This is a genomic window from Paenibacillus sp. PvP094 (genome assembly GCF_040546835.1).
GTDB classification, from domain to species: domain Bacteria; phylum Bacillota; class Bacilli; order Paenibacillales; family Paenibacillaceae; genus Paenibacillus; species Paenibacillus illinoisensis.
Map to the genome: position 1 here is coordinate 546,494 of NZ_JBEPOM010000001.1, position 19,490 is coordinate 565,983.

Consider the following 19,490-nt stretch of genomic DNA (forward strand, 5'->3'; position numbering starts at 1 on the left):
ACTTTGCATATTGGCGATGACCAGAGACATGATTTCGTTTGCGTGCTGCCCAGAGAGAGAAGGGATTGGTGAAACCTTCTTCAGCGAACGGAGCGGAATTACCCCTCTGCAGCCGTGGCCTCGAACCTCAGCTTGGCGGACTTTCGATGAAAGTTTCGTCCGGTTGTCAGTAGTGTTCACCGCCTGATCCCCGATAACGGATCCCAATGAGGGTTATGATCTTTCCTGTTTTGCGGCGGCTGGCCGATGCAGGGGATATTCATAACCAAATTAGGGTGGAACCACGAGCTGAGCGCACTCGTCCCTTTTCCGGGACGGGTGTTTTTTTGCGCTTCCATTTCAAACATTGGAGAGTGGTTTGCATGAGTAATCAACAAGGTAACCCTATTGAGATTCGCCTTCAAGGTGGAGCAGTTCGTTCGTACGAGGCAGGCATAAGTGTCGGAGAAGTCGCTTCGTCCATCAGTACTAGCTTGGGTAAACAGGCCATCGGAGGCATTGTGGACGGTGTTAACGTTGATCTGAACATGAAGCTTGAACAGGACTGTGAACTCGTCATTGTTACACTGGACAGCGAGGAAGGACTGTATCGTTATCGTCATACTACTGCGCATGTCCTCGCCCAGGCACTCAAGCGTATCTACGGTGCGGAACAAGTCAAACTGGGGATTGGCCCCGTCATTGAAGATGGCTTTTATTACGATGTGGATCTGGAACATGCCTTGTCCATCAGTGATCTGGTTGCCATTGAGCGGGAAATGAACAAGATTGTACAGGAGAATGAGAAGATCAGCCGGCGGGTGGTTAGCCGTGAGGAAGCCCTTCTGTTGTTCGAAGAGATTCAGGATCCGTATAAACTTGAACTGATCCATGATTTGCCGCAGGATGCGGAGCTTTCAATCTATGATCAAGGGGAATTTTTTGATCTGTGCCGGGGCCCACATCTTCCGTCCACTGGCCGGATCAAAGCCTTCAAGCTGCTGAATGTGGCAGGGGCTTACTGGCGGGGCGATTCGAACAACAAAATGCTGCAGCGTATCTACGGCACTGCCTTTCCAAGCAAAGCCCAGCTGGACGATCACCTGCACATGCTGGAGGAAGCCAAGAAGCGGGATCATCGCAAGCTGGGCAAAGAGCTGGGGCTGTTCATGTTCTCGGAGGAAGCGCCAGGGATGCCCTTCTATCTCCCGAAAGGCATGACAATCCGTACAGAGCTGGAGCAATTCTCACGCGAGCTGCAGCTGCAGGAAGGGTATCAGGAGGTTCGAACTCCGCTGATGATGAACAATCGTCTGTGGGAGCAATCAGGGCATTGGGAGCACTATAAGGACAATATGTATTTCTCAGAAGTGGATGACGCTACGTTTGCACTGAAGCCGATGAACTGCCCTGGGCATATGCTGATTTTCAAAAATAGTCTTCATTCCTATCGCGAGCTTCCCATTCGCATGATGGAATTCGGCCAGGTTCACCGTCATGAATTCTCGGGTGCACTGAACGGCATGATGCGGGTACGGACATTTTGTCAGGATGATGCCCATCTCTATGTCATGCCGGAACAGATTGAGGAAGAGATCAACCAGGCGATATCCCTGATCGGACGCATGTACGATATTTTTGGTTTTGAATACACAATTGAGCTATCCACTCGTCCCGAAGACTCCATGGGGTCGGAAGAGCTATGGGATCAGGCGGAACGCGCACTGCAAAATGTACTGGATCGGCGCGGCGTGAAATACCGCATCAATGAAGGAGACGGAGCCTTTTATGGGCCGAAGATTGACTTCCATATTCTCGATGCGCTGAAGCGCAGCTGGCAGTGCGGAACAATTCAGCTTGATTTTCAAATGCCGGAGAAATTCGACCTCACTTATGTTGGCGAGGACAGCCTGAAACACCGTCCGGTCGTGATCCATCGTGCCATTTATGGCTCCATTGATCGCTTCATTGGTATTCTGACTGAGCATTATGCGGGTGCGTTTCCACTATGGCTCGCTCCGGTTCAGGTGAAGCTGCTCCCGGTATCCGATCACTATGCGGATTATGCGCTGCAGGTACAGAGTCAATTGCGAGCAGCAGGCATTCGGGTTGAAACGGATCTGCGCAGCGAGAAGCTAGGGTACAAAATTCGTGAAGCTCAGATGGAAAAAGTGCCTTACTCGCTCGTACTCGGGGAAAATGAGAAAAACGCCCTGTCTGCCTCTGTCCGCGCATACGGTCAGGGAGATCAAGGCGTTCAGAGCATTGAAGCATTCATCCAGGAAGTACAGCAAGCTGTGCAAGCAAAAGCCTAAAATGTCTATCTTAGCGAGTTAACGCAGATGATATAAACAGATGAGTGTACTATGATCACCTTTGATCATTTACTGAGGTGAAGACTGGTCCTGCACCTCAGCCTAGGCTCATCACAATTTTTCATCAGGCTTCAGCCCAACCTGCTGTTCGCTCCATGTCCAGAAACGTTCAGTTACCGCATCATCGACGGCATGTGCTTTGAGCTTCTGCTCTTTCTTTTGATAAAAGTAGCGTCCTGTTATTTCTGCTACTTCCGGGCTGGTGGCCAAATAAATCGCCGTTTGTGCCCCCTCCTCGGGAGACAGGAAAAAGGGAAGCTTGCCGATAAAGGCCATGATACGTGTACCAAAACCGGTATTACGATCCACGCCGATGCTTGTTCCAACTGCACCCGGATGCAGACAATTCACCGTGACTCGGCTATTTGCCACTTTGCGGGACAGCGCACGGGTGAACAGTACGTTGGCCAGCTTGGACTGGGCATAGCTCTTAATCGGGTTATAGCCCTTCAGCAGATGCGGATCGTCGAAGTGAATCTTGCCTGCTTTGTACGCACCGGAAGAAACATTCACGACTCGTCCCTGCTCTGCAGCCTGCAAAGGCTGGATCAGGAGCAATGTGAGCAGAAAATGTCCCAGATGGTTAATGCCGATGCTCTGCTCAAAACCATCCGAGGTCTCCTGTCTTTTCAGCATAACCACGCCGGCATTATTCACCAGCACGTCAAGCGTACTGTAGCGTTCGCGGAAGGAGCGGGCAAAATGGCGGATGCTCTGGGTGGAACCCAGATCACACAGCATTAGCTCAATCGCAGTAGAGCCTGACTCACGCAGGGCCTCTTGCAGAGCCTGCTGTCCGCGCTTCTCGCTGCGGCAGGCCATAATCACCCTATAGCCTTGCCTTGCAAGTTGAATGGCGGTTGCGAGCCCCATGCCGGAATTAGCTCCGGTTACAATGGCTGTTTTCATGGACATCGGATACTTCCCTTCTGAACCTAGGTTCAATTATTGGATGAACGGAACAGCATCCTGTCTCCCACGGAAAAGAGGCACTCCGAGTAACAATATGAGATAATGAAGTTATCACATCTTGGTTTCCATGGGAGGACAGGTATGCTGACCAAAGACGATTTTAAAAAAATCAAAAAAGAAGCAAAGCTTGAAATCGAGGTACTGGAACAAGAGTATCATCATATGGGACAGGCACTCGATTCACCGCAATGGGATCAACGCAAACATCGAAGATATGCATCCCTTGTCATTGAATGCTGCTCCATTCTTGAACACATGTTAAAACAGCTATATCAGAGCATCTATCAAAAAAAGTTTAATTCGACCGAGCTGATGAAAACTCCTGCTTACCGTGCACGGTCCAATATGGAGATCATACAGGCTGAATTAAATAAACAACAGATCGCCCTGAAACCTGGGAAAGAAAACATGGAACAGGCTCTTAGTCAGGTCTTCCAGGCGAGGAACAAGCTCATTCATGAGAACTTCTCCTTTGACTCCATCGTCAAAGAAGGCATGCAGGCTGAACAAACCTTTGAAGCGATGCTGGATACGATCCAGAAGTACAGAAAACACTTAAAATATCTTCGTCCAGAATAAACGCAAACTATAACATCCAAAAAGGAGGTGGACCGGACTCGATCCGGAAACCTATGAATAATCAGACAACAGATTTAACTGTGCTGCATCTCCATATTCCCACGCCTTCGGGAGACAACCCGATATACCCCGTCATGCTGCGCGATGAGGACGGCATCACCCTCGTGGACACCGGCATGATCGGCCAATTCGAGGGTTTGGAGTCTGCACTGGAGCAGGAAGGCGTACAGCTGGCTGATATCAAACGCATCATATTGACACATCAGGACATTGACCATATCGGTAACCTAGGTGCCCTTTTGGATGCGATACCTGGACTTGAGGTCTGGGCACATGCGGATGAGATTCCCTATATTAAAGGTGAAAAGCCATTGATCAAGTTCACGCCTGAACGAAGAGCCATGCTTCCCGCACCTGTGCTTACCCAGGCCGATCAGCTTCTCTCCCAGCTGCCTGAGATCGAGATCAGCAGAGTATTGGAAGATGGGGACATGCTGCCGCTTCAAGGCGGAATTCAGGTCATCCATACACCTGGACATACCCCGGGGCATATCTGCCTGTACTTCCGTGAATCGGAATTCCTGCTGGCTGCCGACGAACTGCGTGTCGTGGATGATGAACTGGTCGGACCTGCACCGCCTGCAACACCGGACATGCCTGAAGCGCTGAGAAGTTTGAAAAGACTGACCGGCCTGAAACTGAACAAAGTGCTCTGTTACCATGGCGGCGAATACACAAATGAACCAAGCGCGCATATCGCCAAACTTGCAGAAAGCACGGATTAATTGGCAGTATCCATCTGCTATGTGCTTCCCTATATAAAGCAATCAAGGGGCTGTCCCAAAGTCATGAACTTGGCGGGACGCCCCTTTTTCTATTTTAACGAACAGGAACCGGGTTCTATTAGAAGCATGCTTGAGCTCCGATACTAGTAATGGAACCCGGATGCAGGAGCTCAATTCTCCGGTGTTAGCACAATGATGTGGTCGTCCCCATCCCTCGGAGTTCCTCTTCCGTCCCGATTGTTCGTCAGAATGTACAACTTCCCGTCTTCTCCGGCAGTCACGTTACGAATGCGTCCCCACTCATCTTCAAAAATGGGCTCCACCTTCTCCACTTGTGTACCATCCTCGGACAGGGTAATATGCAGCAATTGCTCGCCTCTCAGGTTAGCCGCAAGCAGTGAACCCGCCCACGGTCCTTCCTCTATAAAAGCAATACCCGATGGTGCCCATGTATCGTCACCACTATGAGTGAGCGGAGCCCGGTAGGTACCATTGTCATCCTCATCGCCTTCAACTTCAGGCCAGCCATAGTTCTCCCCTGCTTCAATCCGGTTAATCTCATCGTAGTTACGCTGACCGTGCTCGGTAGCATAGAGGTACTTATTATCCGGATTCCATGCAAGACCCTGGGCATTCCGGTGTCCCATGCTGTATACAGGGGAATTCGGCCCCGGGTTATCTGCAGGGATCGATCCATCGAGACCAATCCGCAATATTTTGCCACCCAAGCTGTTCTGGTCCTGTGCGAGTTCCGGTTCATAACGCTCACCGGTTGTAATGTAGAGCATGTTGTCCGGACCAATCTTGATGCGGCCACCATTATGATTCGTCCCGCCAGGGATGTTACCAAGCAACTCCTTGTCGATCACGGCTTGAACTCCATTCACCTTCAAGCGCAATACCCGATTTGCGATCTCGTCCCCTTCAAGGTAGGAATGGTAGGCGTAGAGATAACCGTTATTCTCAAAGTCCGGATCTGCAGCCAGACCGAGCAAGCCCCCTTCTCCCTCTTCATTGAACGGAGCCTCAAACGCAATAAGTGGTTCGGTTTGCAATTCTCCATCCTTAATGACCCGTATCGTTCCAGGACGCTCCGTAACAAACATTCGTCCGTCTGGCACGCTTACCAATTCCCATGGTGCGTTCAGTCCAGTGGCCAGGACCGAAGCCTGATACGGGATAACCGCATTCTCCTGTGTTCCTTCTTCCCCGGTACTCGCCTTGTCATTGCCTCCATTTGCTCTCTCTCCCTGACCTGTGCCTTGACCTTGAGACACCTGCTGCGATTCTGTGGAAGGATCGCTTGAAGCACAGGCCGTCAGCAGTGCCATACTTAACAGCGAAGCGTATAGTGGAACACTTACTCGGTTATTCATCATCTCATCTCCTTCTATTGAATTGAGTGTAGTTGAATCTGCCAAATGCCGCTGCGATATGTTCAAGGATAATTATTCTCCGTATCTGTCCTCTATCTCTGTCCTCAATCGGTATCTCTACCGGTATCTGTATTTGTAGCGTTATTTGTACCGTTAGCGGTCAACCATCCTCATGGTCGTTTCGCCCTGTATTTACCCCTCTCTCCGTTCGCCTAAACGGGAATTTAACCACAATAAATGAAGCTTCTCCATCACTTCCCTTTGGCATTTTTCAATATTCTTCTATAATAGAAGGATAGAAAGAACTGAAAGGTGGAGCTATACACATATGAACCAAAGCCCTTTATCCCGTCTGGAAGCTGATCTGTCTGCACAAGGATTGGACGCCATGCTGATTACAGATCCGAAACATATCTACTATTTAACTGGTTTTGCAAGCAACCCGCATGAACGTTTTCTCGGTCTTGTTCTCGCTCGTGGCGAGGAACCTTTACTGATTGTGCCTGCCCTGGACGCTGAAGCTGCTGCAGCTGCCTCCTCGGTAACCCATATCGCAACTCATACCGATACCGATAATCCCTATGCATTATTCGAACGTTATCAGGGACGCCTCGGCCGGATGGGCCTTGAAAAAGAATACGTCACCGTTGCGCGTTACGAGCAGCTGACCGCTGCCCTTGGTGCAGTCAACTTCGAGGATGTCGGTCCTCTGCTCCGTACACTGCGCGTCAAGAAGACACCGGACGAAGTAGCCCGCATCCGCCATGCCATTCATCTTATTGAAGAAACCCTGCGCCTGGGACTGTCCCATGTACGCACAGGCGTAACTGAGATTGAATTGGTCGCTGAAATGGAATATCAGATGAAGAAACTGGGTGCAGATGGTCCCTCCTTCGATACCATGGTGCTTACCGGACCCAAGACAGGCCTGCCGCATGGTACAACCGGGTGAACGCAAGCTGCAGCATGGCGACTTGCTGATGTTTGATATGGGCGTATACGCTGCAGGGTATGCATCTGATATTACGCGTACATTTGCTTTTGGTGACATTTCTCCTGAACTGAAAACAATCTACAATACCGTGCTTGCCGCAAACGAAGCTGCCATTCTTGCAGTTAAGCCAGGCGTAGCCTGTGCCGATATCGACCGTGCAGCACGTCAGGTGACGGAAGATGCCGGATACGGCGAACGATTTATGCACCGTGTTGGACACGGTCTGGGAATTGATGTGCACGAGTATCCTTCCCTGCATGGACAGAATATGGATCTTCTGCAGGAAGGCACCGTATTCACGATTGAACCAGGCATCTATACCCCTGCAGGCGGAGTACGAATTGAGGACGATGTTCTTGTCACAGATACCGGAGTTGAAGTGCTGACTTCCTATCCAAAAGAACTGCAGATCCTGACAGACTAACCTTTAAGATTTACAATTAAAAATAACCCGCGAAACCATATCCATATGGCTTGCGGGTTATTCTCATTATAAGACTTGTTACGTTGCTAACAACCATACTCGAATGAATATGGATGTAGACGAGATCGGATTAGACTTCATCCTTGATTTTAAAATTACGCGCTGCGTATATAAACGGCGTACCCACCGCGGTCAACACGAATTTGATAATGTACGTTGTCAGGAAGATTTCGAGCCAGACGTCCCATGGATAGATAAATGCAAATGCAATCGTACAGAACACCAACGTATCCACAAAGGAACTGACGATCGAGCTGCCGTTGGTACGAATCCACAACTGATTGCGCCCAGGTGCAACCTTGCGCAGCATACTGAACAATCGCACATCCAGGAACTGGCTAATGAAGTACGCTGTCAAACTTCCGAGTGCCAGACGCGGCAGCAGTCCGAACAAGGTTTCCATCGACTCTTGCGCAAAGTCCGTCGGTGCCGGTTCGAAGAAGATGACCATCTGCATCAGTACTGTCGTCATGATTAGCGTGAAGAATCCGAACCATACGGCCTTCCGCGCTTCACCCGATCCATACTTCTCATTGAGAAGGTCACTGGTCAGGTACATGCTGACATACATCGTATTGCCAAGCGTCAGTACAATTCCCATAATATCTATCGTTTTAGTCACCTGAATGTTGGCTATAACCGTAGCGACACCAATCCAGGCATACAGACCCTTTTTACCGAACAGACGGTAACACAACAGGAAAAAACCATACGTTACGAGAACAAAAAGTGCTCCCCAACCCAAATTAAACATAAATACATACACTGCCTTCCTAGTTTTGATTACGCGGGATGGTTACGAACCGCGGTCTGGCCTGGGGCCAAAACATGAATACTCTATCACATTTCCTATCCATTGAACAGCACTAAATAAAGACAATCTGCGATAATGTAAAAAAAGCCGCCCTACGGGTAACCCGTAGAACGGCTGATTTTGGCTTACTGCTGCGCATAAGCCATCCAAGTTATGGAGGCCGGATTATACTTGAACAGCGGAATCCAGATCACGGCTTTGATCATTGAATGTATCCTGATCATTCTCTTTCAGGATTTTACTGGATACGAGACCAGCGGTCATCGAATCGTTCACGTTCAGTGCCGTACGACCCATGTCGATCAGCGGCTCAACCGAGATCAGCAAGCCTGCGAGTGCAACTGGCAGATTCATCGTGGACAATACGATCAGGGAAGCGAAGGTTGCCCCGCCGCCTACACCGGCTACGCCGAATGAACTGATCACGACAACCAGGATCAGCGTAATGATGAAGTCCCAGCTCATCGGGTCGATACCGACCGTAGGAGCAATCATCACCGCCAGCATGGCCGGATAGATCCCGGCGCAGCCGTTTTGACCAATGGTAGCCCCGAAGCTTGCCGAGAGATTCGCAATACCTTCGGATACGCCCAATTTCTTCGTCTGTGTCTCCACGTTAAGCGGGATTGCAGCTGCACTTGAACGGGATGTGAAGGCAAATACCAGGGTTGGCAGAACCTTTTTCACATACGTCAACGGATTGAAGCCGAACAGCGCGATAATAATCAGGTGGATGATAAACATCACAATCAAGGCAACGTAGGAAGCAATGACGAATTTGATGAGTTTCAGGATTTCATCCGGATTCGTGGTGGCCGTTACTTTCGTAATGAGCGCTAGAATCCCGTATGGAGTCAGCCTGAGCACCAGCGTTACGATCCGCATGACTACTGCATATACCGCATTCACCATGCCTCGGAACGTTTCCGCCTGCTGTGGTTTCTTGCGATCCAGTCCAAGTACTGCCACACCGATAAATGCCGAGAAGATAACAACAGCAAGAGTAGATGTGCGGCGTTCACCGGTCATATCTGCAAATGGATTGGAAGGAATGAATTCCAGAACCTGCTGCGGAATCGTTTGATCCTGTACATCAACAAGACGTTCCTCCATCTTCTGCCCCTGCGCGAGCTCTCTGTCCCCGCCTTCAATTTCAATGGAAGTAAGGTTGAAGCTCAGACTTGTTACGATACTTACACTTGCCGCAATAGCCGTCGTAATGAGCAGAATCGCAATGATCGAGAAGCTCATTTTACCGAGGTTTTGCTTGCCTTTCAAATTCATGATGGCCGAAATAATGGAAACCATGATGAGAGGAATCACGACCATCTGCAGCAATTTAACATATCCTGAACCGACAAGATTAAACCAGTCAACAGACTTGGTAACAATGTCAGAATTAGACGAGTATATCAGTTGAAGAATGACGCCATACACAACCCCGATTCCCAAACCCGCGAATACACGCTTGGTAAAGGAAATATGTTTCTTTTGCATCCAATACAGGACGCCTAGAAGAACGAGCATAATCACTACGTTCAGAATGACTAGAAAAGTATCCATCTTGTAAATCCTCCTCAGAATGTGCATACCGATTGAACGGTTTTTTTCTATTCGCTTTATGCGACATTGAACAATATATCATATATCAAACTATTCTGGTAGGTATTAATTGATATTATGTAATATGCATGTAATACATTCAAGAATTTCTGAAAAAAATTCACCGTTTAATGAAAATTCTTCTATTCAACCCCCGGTTAATTTTGTAATATAGGTATATCCGCTTATTCCCAAGTTTTCTCAACGTGAAAATTAGGCCTTTTTTCGTTGGTATATAGTCTTACGATACGGAAAAGCGACAAATGTTAATGAACATGACGTGAAAGGATGATCCTATGTTTCGTAATCGTACGGTTGCCGGCAAAATTAGAGGCACGCTGTTCCTCGTTCTACTGGTCGCTTCCCTGTTGTTTAGTATCAGTTTCTATGCTGTATCCATGAATATTATGCAGAGCTATGTGCTTCCACAGTTCGACAAGGTCCTGAACACGTCCATCCAGGATATATATAAGAACGTCTCCTCCTCCAAGATTTTGCAGGTGCAGAGTGGCGGTGCGGGTTCTGAAGGTGCCGCTCTGACGGTTGAATCCTATCTAGCTGAAAAAGCAAAAGAACATAACTTGGATGCATCCTACGTTGTATCCATCCAGGAAGGCAAAGCAACGGTTGTCATTGCTAACGCAGCCTCAGAAATGAAAGCCGGAGATGAAATCAGCGTGCAATCCGCGATGAATACGGCAGTAGAAAGCAAAGAAATGGTTATCAGTGACGTTTATTCCGATTCCTTCGGCGTACATAAAGCAGCCTTTATTCCGATTGCGGGCAGCAATATGATCATGGCAGTAAGTATGGATGCCCAGTTCATTCAGGATAAAAACGTTCAGATCTTCTGGTTATGCCTGGGTATCACAGCACTCGTCTTCGTGCTCGGTTGGCTGATCTCAGCCAGCATGATCAAAAGAGTAACCAAACCAATCATCCAGCTCGTACAACACAGCAAACAGATTTCTCAAGGTGACCTGACCGCCCAGCTGCAAATCAAGGGCAAAGATGAAATTGCTCAGCTCGCCGCAAGCTTCCAAACGATGACCCACAATTTGAAGGAAATGATCAGCCGTGCACTGTCTACCTCCAATGAAGTGGTTCAAGGCTCCGATGATCTGTTAAGACGGGTGGAGTCCATGTCCGGTATGGTCAAAAACTCCAGCCGCTCTGCGGAAGACGCGGAGAAAGGCAGTGTGACCATTGCTTCAAGCGCTGCCGAGAATGCGAGAGCCATGGAAGAAATTACGCAGGGCATCATGCATATTGCCTCTTCTGCTGCTGAAGTATCGGAGCAGATTGGTGAAGCTGCAAATGAAGCCGTCAACGGTAACCGTCTCGCACAGGATGCTGTGCAGCAAATGGAACGTGTCGGCCAGACGGCAAACGAGTCACTGCGTTACGTGGAGACGATGAATGAACGTTCCGTAGCGATCGGCACGATTGTTACATCCATTTTTGAAATTACGAAACAGATCAACATGTTATCCCTTAATGCTTCCATTGAAGCAGCACGTGCCGGAGAGCATGGCCGGGGATTCGCTGTCGTAGCAGGTGAAGTCCGCAAGCTGGCGGAACAGTCCAAAACAGCCACGGAGGAAATCGCCGATTATCTCGGAACCATTCGGGAGGATGCGGAACGTTCGGTGAGTGCCATGAACCGGGTAACCCAGGAAATCGGGTCTGGTACCCATGTCGTTCAACAAGCGGGAACGGCCTTCCAGCAGCTGAACGAACTGATCCAGAACGTCAACCTGACCATCCAGAACGTCTCTGCTTCCACAGAGGAAGTCTCCGCAGGCGCAGAGGAAGTTAGTGCATCTGTTGAAGAGACAGCACAGATTACATCCAGATCACGCGAGAGCATGCAGCAGATTGCTTCTACCGCCGAGCATCAGCTCAGTGAGATGGATTCCCACTCGGGTACGGTTCGTCATCTGCATGAACAGGCCATGGAACTTCAGTCTGCGATGAAGAAATTCAAAATTAACTAAAATAACAATCCAGGTATAACATTAAACCATCATTCCCTTACGTGAACCACAATTAAACCACAGACATGCAAATACCCCCATGTGTAACAGCAGCCCGTTTCCGGGTACTTCCAATACACATGGGGGTGTTTTTTATTAATAGAAGGTTATAAATGGCTGATCATACACCAGCTTGCTATTCAATCATTAACGTTTGAAGCGGGATCTCGGTACTGGATTCCCATAATTTCGTATACACGTTTCATGTCCAGGGCTGAGCGCAGAGATTCCGCTACCCGGTCGAACTCCATCTCCTTGCGTTCATGAGCACTATAGGTTTCCTGAAGCGGAGCGAGTCCTTTCCCTTGCCGAAGGCCGTTAAGCCAGGAGCGGCGGAACTGGTCACTTTCAAACAAACCATGCAAGTACGTTCCCCATACTTTGCCATCCGGGCTTCCCCAGCCTTCCTGAAAAGACTGACCACCTGGATGAACAATCTCAAACAGCCCACTCACTTGCTTCGCATCATGGCACTCGGTCACGCCCATATGAATCTCGTACCCATTCACAGGCATGGAATCAACTGAATCTTGATCCCCATATAGACGAATCGGATGCCGCTGCAGTACACGCCCTGAAGCTCTAACGGTCTGTTTATGTTCCAGAAAAGTGGTCGACAGCGGTAGCCATCCCAGACCCCGTGCCTCCTGGATCTGATTAGCTTCCACTGCAAACGGATCTTTTAAATGCTGGCCCAGCATCTGATATCCACCGCATATGCCCACAAGCTGTACATGATCACGTTCAGTCCGACTCGCGATAGCTTGCTCGAGACCCGATTCTCTCAGGAATGCCAGATCACCAATCGTATCCTTCGTACCGGGAAGCAAAATGGCATCCGGCTGGCCCAGTTCTTCCGGGGAAGTCACATACCGTACATTAACATCCGGTTCACGGGACAGCGAGTCAAAGTCCGTAAAGTTGGAAATGCGCGGGTAACGAATAACGGCAAGATCCAGCTCCCGTTCCCCTGATTTGCCATGACGCATGGAGTCCAGCACCACGGAATCCTCAGCTTCAATCTTTATATCTCTTATGTAAGGCAGTACGCCCAATACCGGAATGCCCGTCCGCTCTTCGAGCCAGTCGAGTCCGGGCTGCAGCAGGGACAGATCCCCCCGGAATTTGTTAATGATAAATCCTTTTACACGCTGGACCTCATGCGGCTCCAACAGCTCAAGTGTACCTACAATGGAAGCAAACACGCCTCCGCGATCAATGTCCGAGATCAGAATGACTGGCGAATCCGCCCAGCCTGCCAGATTCATATTGACAATGTCCCGATCCTTCAAGTTAATCTCGGCCGGACTGCCTGCGCCTTCCATCAGTACAATATCATAGGTTTCGCGCAGCCGATTCAGCGCATCCATGACTGTCTGCTTCGCTTCCGGCAGGAAATGCTGACGATAATCCGAAGCACTCATCTGGGCAAAAGGTACACCGTGCACCACGATCTGCGAGTGCATATCCCGCACGGGCTTGATCAATATCGGGTTCATATCCGTTGTTGCTTCAATACCGCAAGCTTCTGCCTGCGCTCCCTGGGCTCTGCCAATCTCCTTGCCATCTTCGGTTACATAGGAGTTGAGCGCCATGTTTTGTGATTTAAACGGGGCAGGTCTGAAGCCATCCTGCTTGAATATCCGGCATAATGCCGTTGTAATAACACTCTTCCCCACATCCGATGCCGTACCTTGCAGCATCAATACCGCCGCTTGTCCTACAGGGGTATTCTGCACGTTCCAATCACCTCAGCTCTCCGCGTTATGCTCCACATTACTCATTTCCGTTCGTTCCCTATATCAAAAATAATCCCTGCAGCAGACTTAACACCGTCAACAGAGCGGCTTCCAGCAGCTCATTCATCGCACCATATGTATCTCCAGTAAGTCCGCCTAACCTCTCACTGATGCGTCCGGCAACGAACTTGCCGATAAGATATGCCGCCAGTGGTACCAAAATGGCAGCTGCAATAGGATATAGCCACCAAGGTAATGTCCCAAGGCCCCTATCCATCGCCAGCATTTCTACCATGCTGCTGCCAGGCTGAAAGATCCACACCGCGGCAAGTGTAATGACAGCCGCCAGGATGGTTAGTCCAACCGTAGCGCTTCGTGCCCTCTGGACTTCCTTCCGTTCCCCAAGGCCCTTGAACAGGACAGCAAGTCCATCGTCTCCCCTGGCATTCGGCCAAGCCGAAATGGCATACACCATGAACCAGCGGCTCCAGATCATGGGCAGAATCAGCAGCGCTCCATACAGCCAGTTTCCATGTGCGATAAAATCAGCAATTAAGGCTGCTTTCATCATGAGCAGCAGTACGCAGGCAATCACGCCCATGGCTCCAACGCGGCTGTCTTTCATAATTTCCAGCATTCGCTCACGGGTACGATAGCTGAGCAGGCCATCCGCTGTGTCCATCCAGCCATCCAGATGGAGTCCCCCCGTAAGCCATACCCAAAGGGTCAGGGTCAATACAGCCGCTGGGAACGATGGCAGCAGTGCACCTGTAAGCGCGCCACCAATCCAGACACTTAAACCAATGGCCGCACCGACCAGCGGATAATACACTACGCTTTCCCGCAGCAGTGGCGGAACGAAGTCAATCTGCATTTTCACGGGGAAACGGGACAAAAATTGAAAAGCGGCCGCAGCCGCATGTTTTTGATCCAGTCTGTTTACATACTCCGCACCCTGAGCCGGCCCCTCGTTTACCTGATTCAGGTGGTCTTCACTGGTCATTTCCTCACGATTATGCTGGATGTTGTTACCGTCATGGCTCATAAGCGATACTCCTTGCTCTTCAGCTCCATAGCAATCCCTACCGTTACCAGAAATACTTCGCGGCAGATGGCAGCGACCCGCTGATTTAATATGCCCGCCAAATCCCGATATCTTCTGCCAAGCGCATACTCCGGTACGATGCCGTCCCCCACTTCATTCGTAACCAGGACTAGCAGCCCGGGATAGGACTCGATAGCGGTTACCAGCGCATTCATATGATCCAGAACAACCTGCTCAGGCTCTTGCTCATGGGTAAGCAGGACGTTGGTCAACCAGAGCGTCAGGCAATCCACCAAAATGGTCGGAGCTGACGTTCCTGTATGCGATTCTCCCATTTTTGTGATGAGTTCTGGCAATGCCAAGGGTTCCTCCACGGTATGCCACAGGTACCCCACTTCATCCCGCTGATTCTGATGCAGACGTATCCGTTCACGCATCTCGTCATCATACGCCTGTGCGGTTGCGACATACCAGGCCTCGGAGGAACGCTGCATGCAGAGACGCTCGGCGAAGGAGCTTTTGCCGCTCCTTGCCCCGCCCGTTACAAGTACGCTCATGGAGATACCTCTCCCCGAACTGGCGAAGCAGCTGTCGATGACTCATCCGCGCGCTCATTCTCATTCGAGCTTCCCGATACACCAGCGCTTGCAAATGTGGCCATCTCATTCAGAATACGGCAAGCCGCATCGATTAGATGAAGACTGAGCACACCACCTGTTCCCTCACCCAGCCGCATGTCCAGATCCAGCATCGGTTTGAGGGCAAGTTCGTGCAGAAGCGCAGCATGTCCACTTTCATGCGATGTATGCGAAGCAATCATATATTCCACACTGACCGGGGCAAGCTGTCTCGCAATCAGTGCCGCTGCAGTGGAGATAAACCCATCCACCACAACAGGACAGCCATGAGCTGCCGCTGCGAGGATGACACCTGTCAGTCCGGCAATTTCCAATCCGCCCACTTTGCCAAGCACATCCAGGGCATCGTCTGCATCCGGTGCATTCACACTAAGCGCCCGGCTGACTACAGCAGCTTTGCGCTGTAAACCTGCGTCATCCATCCCTGTTCCCCGACCAACCGCAGATGCGGGTGCTGTTCCGGTTAAAGCACACATGACTGCGGCACTCGCTGTAGTATTTCCGATACCCATTTCACCGGTGACAAATAATTGAGTTCCCTTGGCGACTTCAGCAGCCACAACCTCGGCTCCGGCAAGAATCGCCTGGATCGCTTCATCACGGCTCATGGCTGGACCCTGCGCCATGTTGGCTGTACCTTTGCGTACTTTGCGGGAGACCAGGTCCGGGTGTTCCAGATCGGCATTCACGCCAATGTCCACACAGATGACATCTGCCCCTGCATGGCGCGCCAGAACGTTGACGGCCGCTCCTCCTGCCAAAAAATTATGAACCATCTGCGGCGTTACCTCTGCCGGGAACGCACTGATTCCTTCGGCAACGACGCCGTGATCGGCAGCCATAACAATGACGGCCCTGCGATCCAGACAAGGCCGAGCCTCGCCGGTTATCCCCGCAAGTCGAATAACCAGCTGTTCCAGTTTGCCCAGACTGCCGGGCGGTTTCGTTAATGAATCCACATGTGCCGAGGCTTCTGCCGCCACTTCTTCATTAGGACCCACGATCCGATCGATTAACTGTTCCAACGTCTGTTCATTATTCATACCGCCAGCACTTCCTTCATCAAAATATAGGGTCGCCCCGCTTTTCGTTCACTCGTGTTCTCGCCGCAGCAACAATTGCGGCAATCCAGTATCGGGATGATTCACCATGGCCGGGTTCACCCGGAAGATATCCCGAATGTTCTCTTCCGTCATCAGCGAATGTGGTGTTCCACTGCTTACGCACATGCCCTCGCGCAGAGCGAGAATCTGATCGCAGAATTGCGCAGCGAGGTTCAGATCGTGCAGCACAGCGACAATGGTAATCTTGTTTTTTTGCCGCCAGGAAGATAATAGCTCCATGAATTGCAATTGATATCGGATATCAAGAAATGTGGTTGGCTCATCCAGCAATAACAATTTGGGCTCCTGGGCCATGACTTTGGCGAGCGCCACCCGCTGCCTCTGCCCTCCACTGAGTGCATCGAGCGGCCTGTCGGCCATTTCGGTTAGACCCAGTTCTTCCAATACCCGGTCCACCACGGCCGCTCCATCCGCCGATTCCCTGCCTAACCAATTCTGATAAGGATAACGTCCCATCTCCACCACATCTCGGACAGGATACGAGATGGCAGGCAGGCCATCTTGCTGCAGCACCGCAATCATGCGTGACAGGTCTTTGCGAGTGTATGAGGTAATCTCCCGCCCTGCAATCTGAATGCTGCCTGCACCAGGCTGTTCGGTTCCTGCAATGAGCTGGAGCAGCGTTGATTTTCCGCTTCCGTTTGGACCAACGACACCCCACCATTCGCCTTCTGTGACACGCCAGTCCACGTTATGCAGTGCCCGGTGCTCTCCATACATTTTGCCTGCCCTCGCAACTTCAATCAGCGGATCGTTTGGGGTAACGCTTGTACCCATGTTTGTACTCATGCTTGTACTCATGGCATCACCCCTTTTCGCAGCTTTTTATTCCGATGCAGCAGATACGCGAAGAAAGGAGCTCCGACAAAGGCCGTCACCACACCAAGCGGAATTTCGGTCGGTGCCAGCAGGGAGCGTGCAATCGTATCGGCCCATACCATGAAGATGGCTCCGCCAATCGCGGACAAGGGAACCAGCAAACGATAGTCAGGCCCAACAATCAGCCGAAGAATATGCGGGATAACAAGACCTACGAATCCAATGACACCCGAAACCGAGACAGCCCCGGCGGTAAGCAGTGTTCCTACGGCAAGGACGGATAGCTTCAACCCATCCACCTGGACACCGATATGTGCAGCCTGCCGTTCCCCCAGTGCAAGCACATTCAAGGAACGGGCACGGCTCCAGAGGAAAATCAGACCCAGTATAAAATACGGGAAAAGGATGGCCGTATACGACCACCCACGCAGAGCCAGACTTCCCATCGTCCAGTATATAATTTCGTTAATCGTCTGTTTCGACATGGTCGACAGGAAGGAGACCACCGCTCCCAGAAAACTTTGCATCACCACGCCAGCCAGAATCAGGCTGTGTGTCGGTATTTTGCGCCCTTCACGAGCCAGGGCGAGTACAAACCATAATGTGAGCACGCCCGTCAGAAACGCAACGAGCGGCAAGGTCCAGATTCCGATCAGTGCATACTGCAATCCGAAGAAGATCAGAAAAGCAGCGCCCACCGATGCGCCAGACGATACGCCAAGCGTAAACGGATCTGCCAGCGGGTTACGAAGAACCCCCTGGAAGCCCGCTCCGGCGATGGCCAGCGATGCACCCACGAGTACAGCAAGCAGCACCCGCGGGAACCTGACCTTCCATATAATTTGCTCAGCTGCCGTACTCCAGTCGGGCGTGATCCAGTCTCCGATCCATGGCATGTGATGAAGCAGAATGCCTGCAATGTCACGGACAGGCAGAGCCACTGAACCGATGCCCGTACAGATCAGCACAGTCAGCACAAGCAGCAGAATTCCGGCTGTTCCGTACACTGCCAGCTTTTTACTCATTGGAACAGGTCAGGATAGATCGCTTTGGCAACAGCTTTCAAACCTTCCGTTACACGTGGGCCCGGACGGCTCAGCAGGTTGGCATCCAGGCCAATGACTGCATCGTTTTTCACCGCCGTAATTTGATCCCAGCCGCTGCGCTCTTTGATGATCTGATCCAGTGTTTTGGAGTTCTCATCAATAACATCATTGGCGTACAGAATGACATCCGGATTGGAAGCAATAATGTTCTCTTCGTTAATTTCATTCCAGCCCACGAGGTCGGAAGCAACGTTGATTCCACCGGCTACCGTGATCAGTTCATCCATGAATTCACCTTTACCCACAGTCCAGCCCGGGGAGAATTCAACATATACCTTTTTCTGATCTTCCGACTTCACAGCCTTAACCGCTTCGGTTACGTCCGCCACGTCCTGTTTCATTTTCGTGATGAGCTCCTGTGCCTGCTCCTGATGATCCGTGATTTTCCCGAACGTTTCGATGTTGTTCATGACATCGTCTATCGATTTCGGATCCGTTTTGAAAATGGTGATACCCAGTTCGCGCAGCTTGGTCACAGCTTCTTCGCTCATGGAGATCCCTGTAAATACGATGTCTGCTTCAGCTGCGATGATTGATTCTTCATTGGGCTTCGACACACCACCCATTTTCGGTTTGGTTGTTGCAGCTTCCGGATAATCGTCATAGTCGGATACCCCTACGATCTGCTCATCCAATCCAAGGGCGAACAATGACTCGGTTTCTGCCGGAGACACGGATACAATTTTGGCTGGCGCTTTCTCAAACGTGAAGGATTCACCTGTCGCATCAGTTACCGTAAGTGGATATTGTGTTTTGAGATCCGTCTGCTCCTGGCCTTGGGATTGCTCCTGTGCCGGCTGCTGCGTAGACGTACCTGTTCCCTCGCTCGTTGTTGCGTTTCCACATCCGGCCAAAGCCAGTGTAAGCATCGCTGCTGTCAGCAGGGACGCCATGCCTTTCCAATTCTTGATGTTCATTCTGTTCATTCTCCCCTTCTCAATGTTCTCTCTTAAGTAGTGCTCCTGACCATTCCCCCTGAATTTGTGTTCCTAAATAAAATGACCCTAGAAAACCACACTAGGC

General features: G+C 50.6%; 15 protein-coding genes and 1 pseudogene. 5 read left to right on the forward strand and 11 right to left on the reverse strand.

Features of this window, described 5'->3' with window-relative positions:
* The first annotated feature begins 362 nt into the window (after nt 1-362).
* Nucleotides 363-2,294 carry a threonine--tRNA ligase gene (thrS, locus tag ABIC22_RS02730; RefSeq protein WP_354478033.1) on the forward strand — a complete coding sequence of 644 codons (1,932 nt, stop codon included), beginning with the start codon at nt 363-365 and terminating at the stop codon, nt 2,292-2,294.
* A 111-nt stretch (nt 2,295-2,405) separates the two neighbouring features.
* Here thrS and ABIC22_RS02735 read toward each other — a convergent pair whose 3' ends face one another.
* Complete coding sequence (locus ABIC22_RS02735; RefSeq protein ID WP_354478036.1) at nt 2,406-3,269, reverse strand: SDR family oxidoreductase; 864 nt, start codon at nt 3,267-3,269, stop codon at nt 2,406-2,408.
* Between the two features lie 138 nt (nt 3,270-3,407).
* On the opposite strand from ABIC22_RS02735, the gene ABIC22_RS02740 reads away from it, so the two are divergent.
* Complete coding sequence (locus ABIC22_RS02740; RefSeq protein ID WP_354478039.1) at nt 3,408-3,905, forward strand: hypothetical protein; 498 nt, start codon at nt 3,408-3,410, stop codon at nt 3,903-3,905.
* A gap of 53 nt (nt 3,906-3,958) precedes the next feature.
* Complete coding sequence (locus ABIC22_RS02745; protein WP_354478042.1) at nt 3,959-4,690, forward strand: MBL fold metallo-hydrolase; 732 nt, start codon at nt 3,959-3,961, stop codon at nt 4,688-4,690.
* Between the two features lie 170 nt (nt 4,691-4,860).
* Here ABIC22_RS02745 and ABIC22_RS02750 read toward each other — a convergent pair whose 3' ends face one another.
* The gene (locus tag ABIC22_RS02750; RefSeq protein ID WP_354478045.1) at nt 4,861-6,066 is read right to left on the reverse strand and encodes a PQQ-dependent sugar dehydrogenase; all 1,206 of its coding nucleotides are present in this window, start codon (nt 6,064-6,066) and stop codon (nt 4,861-4,863) included.
* Nucleotides 6,067-6,394: 328 nt separating this feature from the next.
* Here ABIC22_RS02750 and ABIC22_RS02755 point away from each other — a divergent pair.
* Nucleotides 6,395-7,484, forward strand: a pseudogene (locus ABIC22_RS02755) (M24 family metallopeptidase).
* Nucleotides 7,485-7,614: 130 nt separating this feature from the next.
* Here the strand turns inward: ABIC22_RS02755 and ABIC22_RS02760 are convergent.
* Nucleotides 7,615-8,298 carry a queuosine precursor transporter gene (locus ABIC22_RS02760; RefSeq protein WP_127538252.1) on the reverse strand — a complete coding sequence of 228 codons (684 nt, stop codon included), beginning with the start codon at nt 8,296-8,298 and terminating at the stop codon, nt 7,615-7,617.
* 225 nt (nt 8,299-8,523) lie between these two features.
* Nucleotides 8,524-9,921, reverse strand: a complete 1,398-nt coding sequence (locus ABIC22_RS02765) for an L-cystine transporter (protein ID WP_354478048.1) — start codon at nt 9,919-9,921, stop codon at nt 8,524-8,526.
* A gap of 335 nt (nt 9,922-10,256) precedes the next feature.
* Between ABIC22_RS02765 and ABIC22_RS02770 the strand changes: the two genes are divergently transcribed.
* Nucleotides 10,257-11,957, forward strand: a complete 1,701-nt coding sequence (locus ABIC22_RS02770) for a methyl-accepting chemotaxis protein (protein WP_354478051.1) — start codon at nt 10,257-10,259, stop codon at nt 11,955-11,957.
* Nucleotides 11,958-12,136: 179 nt separating this feature from the next.
* On the opposite strand, the gene ABIC22_RS02775 is transcribed toward ABIC22_RS02770, so the two are convergent.
* The 7 genes from ABIC22_RS02775 to ABIC22_RS02805 form a co-directional block, all read right to left on the reverse strand.
* On the reverse strand, nt 12,137-13,699 hold the full coding sequence (locus ABIC22_RS02775) for a cobyric acid synthase (protein WP_354485825.1): 1,563 nt from the start codon (nt 13,697-13,699) through the stop codon (nt 12,137-12,139).
* 94 nt (nt 13,700-13,793) lie between these two features.
* Nucleotides 13,794-14,780 (reverse strand): adenosylcobinamide-GDP ribazoletransferase, encoded by a 987-nt coding sequence (locus tag ABIC22_RS02780; protein ID WP_354478054.1) that lies wholly within the window; start codon nt 14,778-14,780, stop codon nt 13,794-13,796.
* Nucleotides 14,777-15,337, reverse strand: a complete 561-nt coding sequence (gene cobU / locus ABIC22_RS02785; protein WP_127538249.1) for a bifunctional adenosylcobinamide kinase/adenosylcobinamide-phosphate guanylyltransferase — start codon at nt 15,335-15,337, stop codon at nt 14,777-14,779. The genes ABIC22_RS02780 and cobU overlap by 4 nt, the downstream gene beginning before the upstream one ends.
* Entirely contained in the window at nt 15,334-16,461 is a 1,128-nt protein-coding gene (cobT, locus tag ABIC22_RS02790; protein WP_354478057.1) for a nicotinate-nucleotide--dimethylbenzimidazole phosphoribosyltransferase, read from the reverse strand. Before cobT ends, cobU begins: the two co-directional genes overlap by 4 nt.
* Nucleotides 16,462-16,509: 48 nt before the next feature.
* On the reverse strand, nt 16,510-17,343 hold the full coding sequence (locus tag ABIC22_RS02795; RefSeq protein WP_354478060.1) for an ABC transporter ATP-binding protein: 834 nt from the start codon (nt 17,341-17,343) through the stop codon (nt 16,510-16,512).
* A complete protein-coding gene (locus tag ABIC22_RS02800) occupies nt 17,340-18,386 on the reverse strand; it encodes a FecCD family ABC transporter permease (protein WP_095360590.1) in 1,047 nt (348 codons plus the stop codon). The genes ABIC22_RS02795 and ABIC22_RS02800 overlap by 4 nt, the downstream gene beginning before the upstream one ends.
* Entirely contained in the window at nt 18,383-19,384 is a 1,002-nt protein-coding gene (locus ABIC22_RS02805; RefSeq protein ID WP_430198560.1) for an ABC transporter substrate-binding protein, read from the reverse strand. The genes ABIC22_RS02800 and ABIC22_RS02805 overlap by 4 nt, the downstream gene beginning before the upstream one ends.
* Nucleotides 19,385-19,490 lie beyond the last annotated feature (106 nt).

Bases quoted from the DNA above. Each gene is read 5' to 3' on its own strand.
- ABIC22_RS02780 (WP_354478054.1), bottom strand. From the start codon at position 14,780: ATGAGCCATGACGGTAACAACATCCAGCATAATCGTGAGGAAATGACC.
- cobU (WP_127538249.1), bottom strand. From the start codon at position 15,337: ATGAGCGTACTTGTAACGGGCGGGGCAAGGAGCGGCAAAAGCTCCTTC.
- ABIC22_RS02760 (WP_127538252.1), bottom strand. From the start codon at position 8,298: ATGTTTAATTTGGGTTGGGGAGCACTTTTTGTTCTCGTAACGTATGGT.
- ABIC22_RS02740 (WP_354478039.1), top strand. From the start codon at position 3,408: ATGCTGACCAAAGACGATTTTAAAAAAATCAAAAAAGAAGCAAAGCTT.
- ABIC22_RS02795 (WP_354478060.1), bottom strand. From the start codon at position 17,343: ATGAGTACAAGCATGAGTACAAACATGGGTACAAGCGTTACCCCAAAC.
- cobT (WP_354478057.1), bottom strand. From the start codon at position 16,461: ATGAATAATGAACAGACGTTGGAACAGTTAATCGATCGGATCGTGGGT.
- ABIC22_RS02735 (WP_354478036.1), bottom strand. From the start codon at position 3,269: ATGTCCATGAAAACAGCCATTGTAACCGGAGCTAATTCCGGCATGGGG.
- thrS (WP_354478033.1), top strand. From the start codon at position 363: ATGAGTAATCAACAAGGTAACCCTATTGAGATTCGCCTTCAAGGTGGA.
- ABIC22_RS02770 (WP_354478051.1), top strand. From the start codon at position 10,257: ATGTTTCGTAATCGTACGGTTGCCGGCAAAATTAGAGGCACGCTGTTC.
- ABIC22_RS02745 (WP_354478042.1), top strand. From the start codon at position 3,959: ATGAATAATCAGACAACAGATTTAACTGTGCTGCATCTCCATATTCCC.
- ABIC22_RS02750 (WP_354478045.1), bottom strand. From the start codon at position 6,066: ATGAATAACCGAGTAAGTGTTCCACTATACGCTTCGCTGTTAAGTATG.
- ABIC22_RS02805 (WP_430198560.1), bottom strand. From the start codon at position 19,384: ATGAACATCAAGAATTGGAAAGGCATGGCGTCCCTGCTGACAGCAGCG.
- ABIC22_RS02800 (WP_095360590.1), bottom strand. From the start codon at position 18,386: ATGAGTAAAAAGCTGGCAGTGTACGGAACAGCCGGAATTCTGCTGCTT.
- ABIC22_RS02775 (WP_354485825.1), bottom strand. From the start codon at position 13,699: ATGCTGCAAGGTACGGCATCGGATGTGGGGAAGAGTGTTATTACAACG.
- ABIC22_RS02765 (WP_354478048.1), bottom strand. From the start codon at position 9,921: ATGGATACTTTTCTAGTCATTCTGAACGTAGTGATTATGCTCGTTCTT.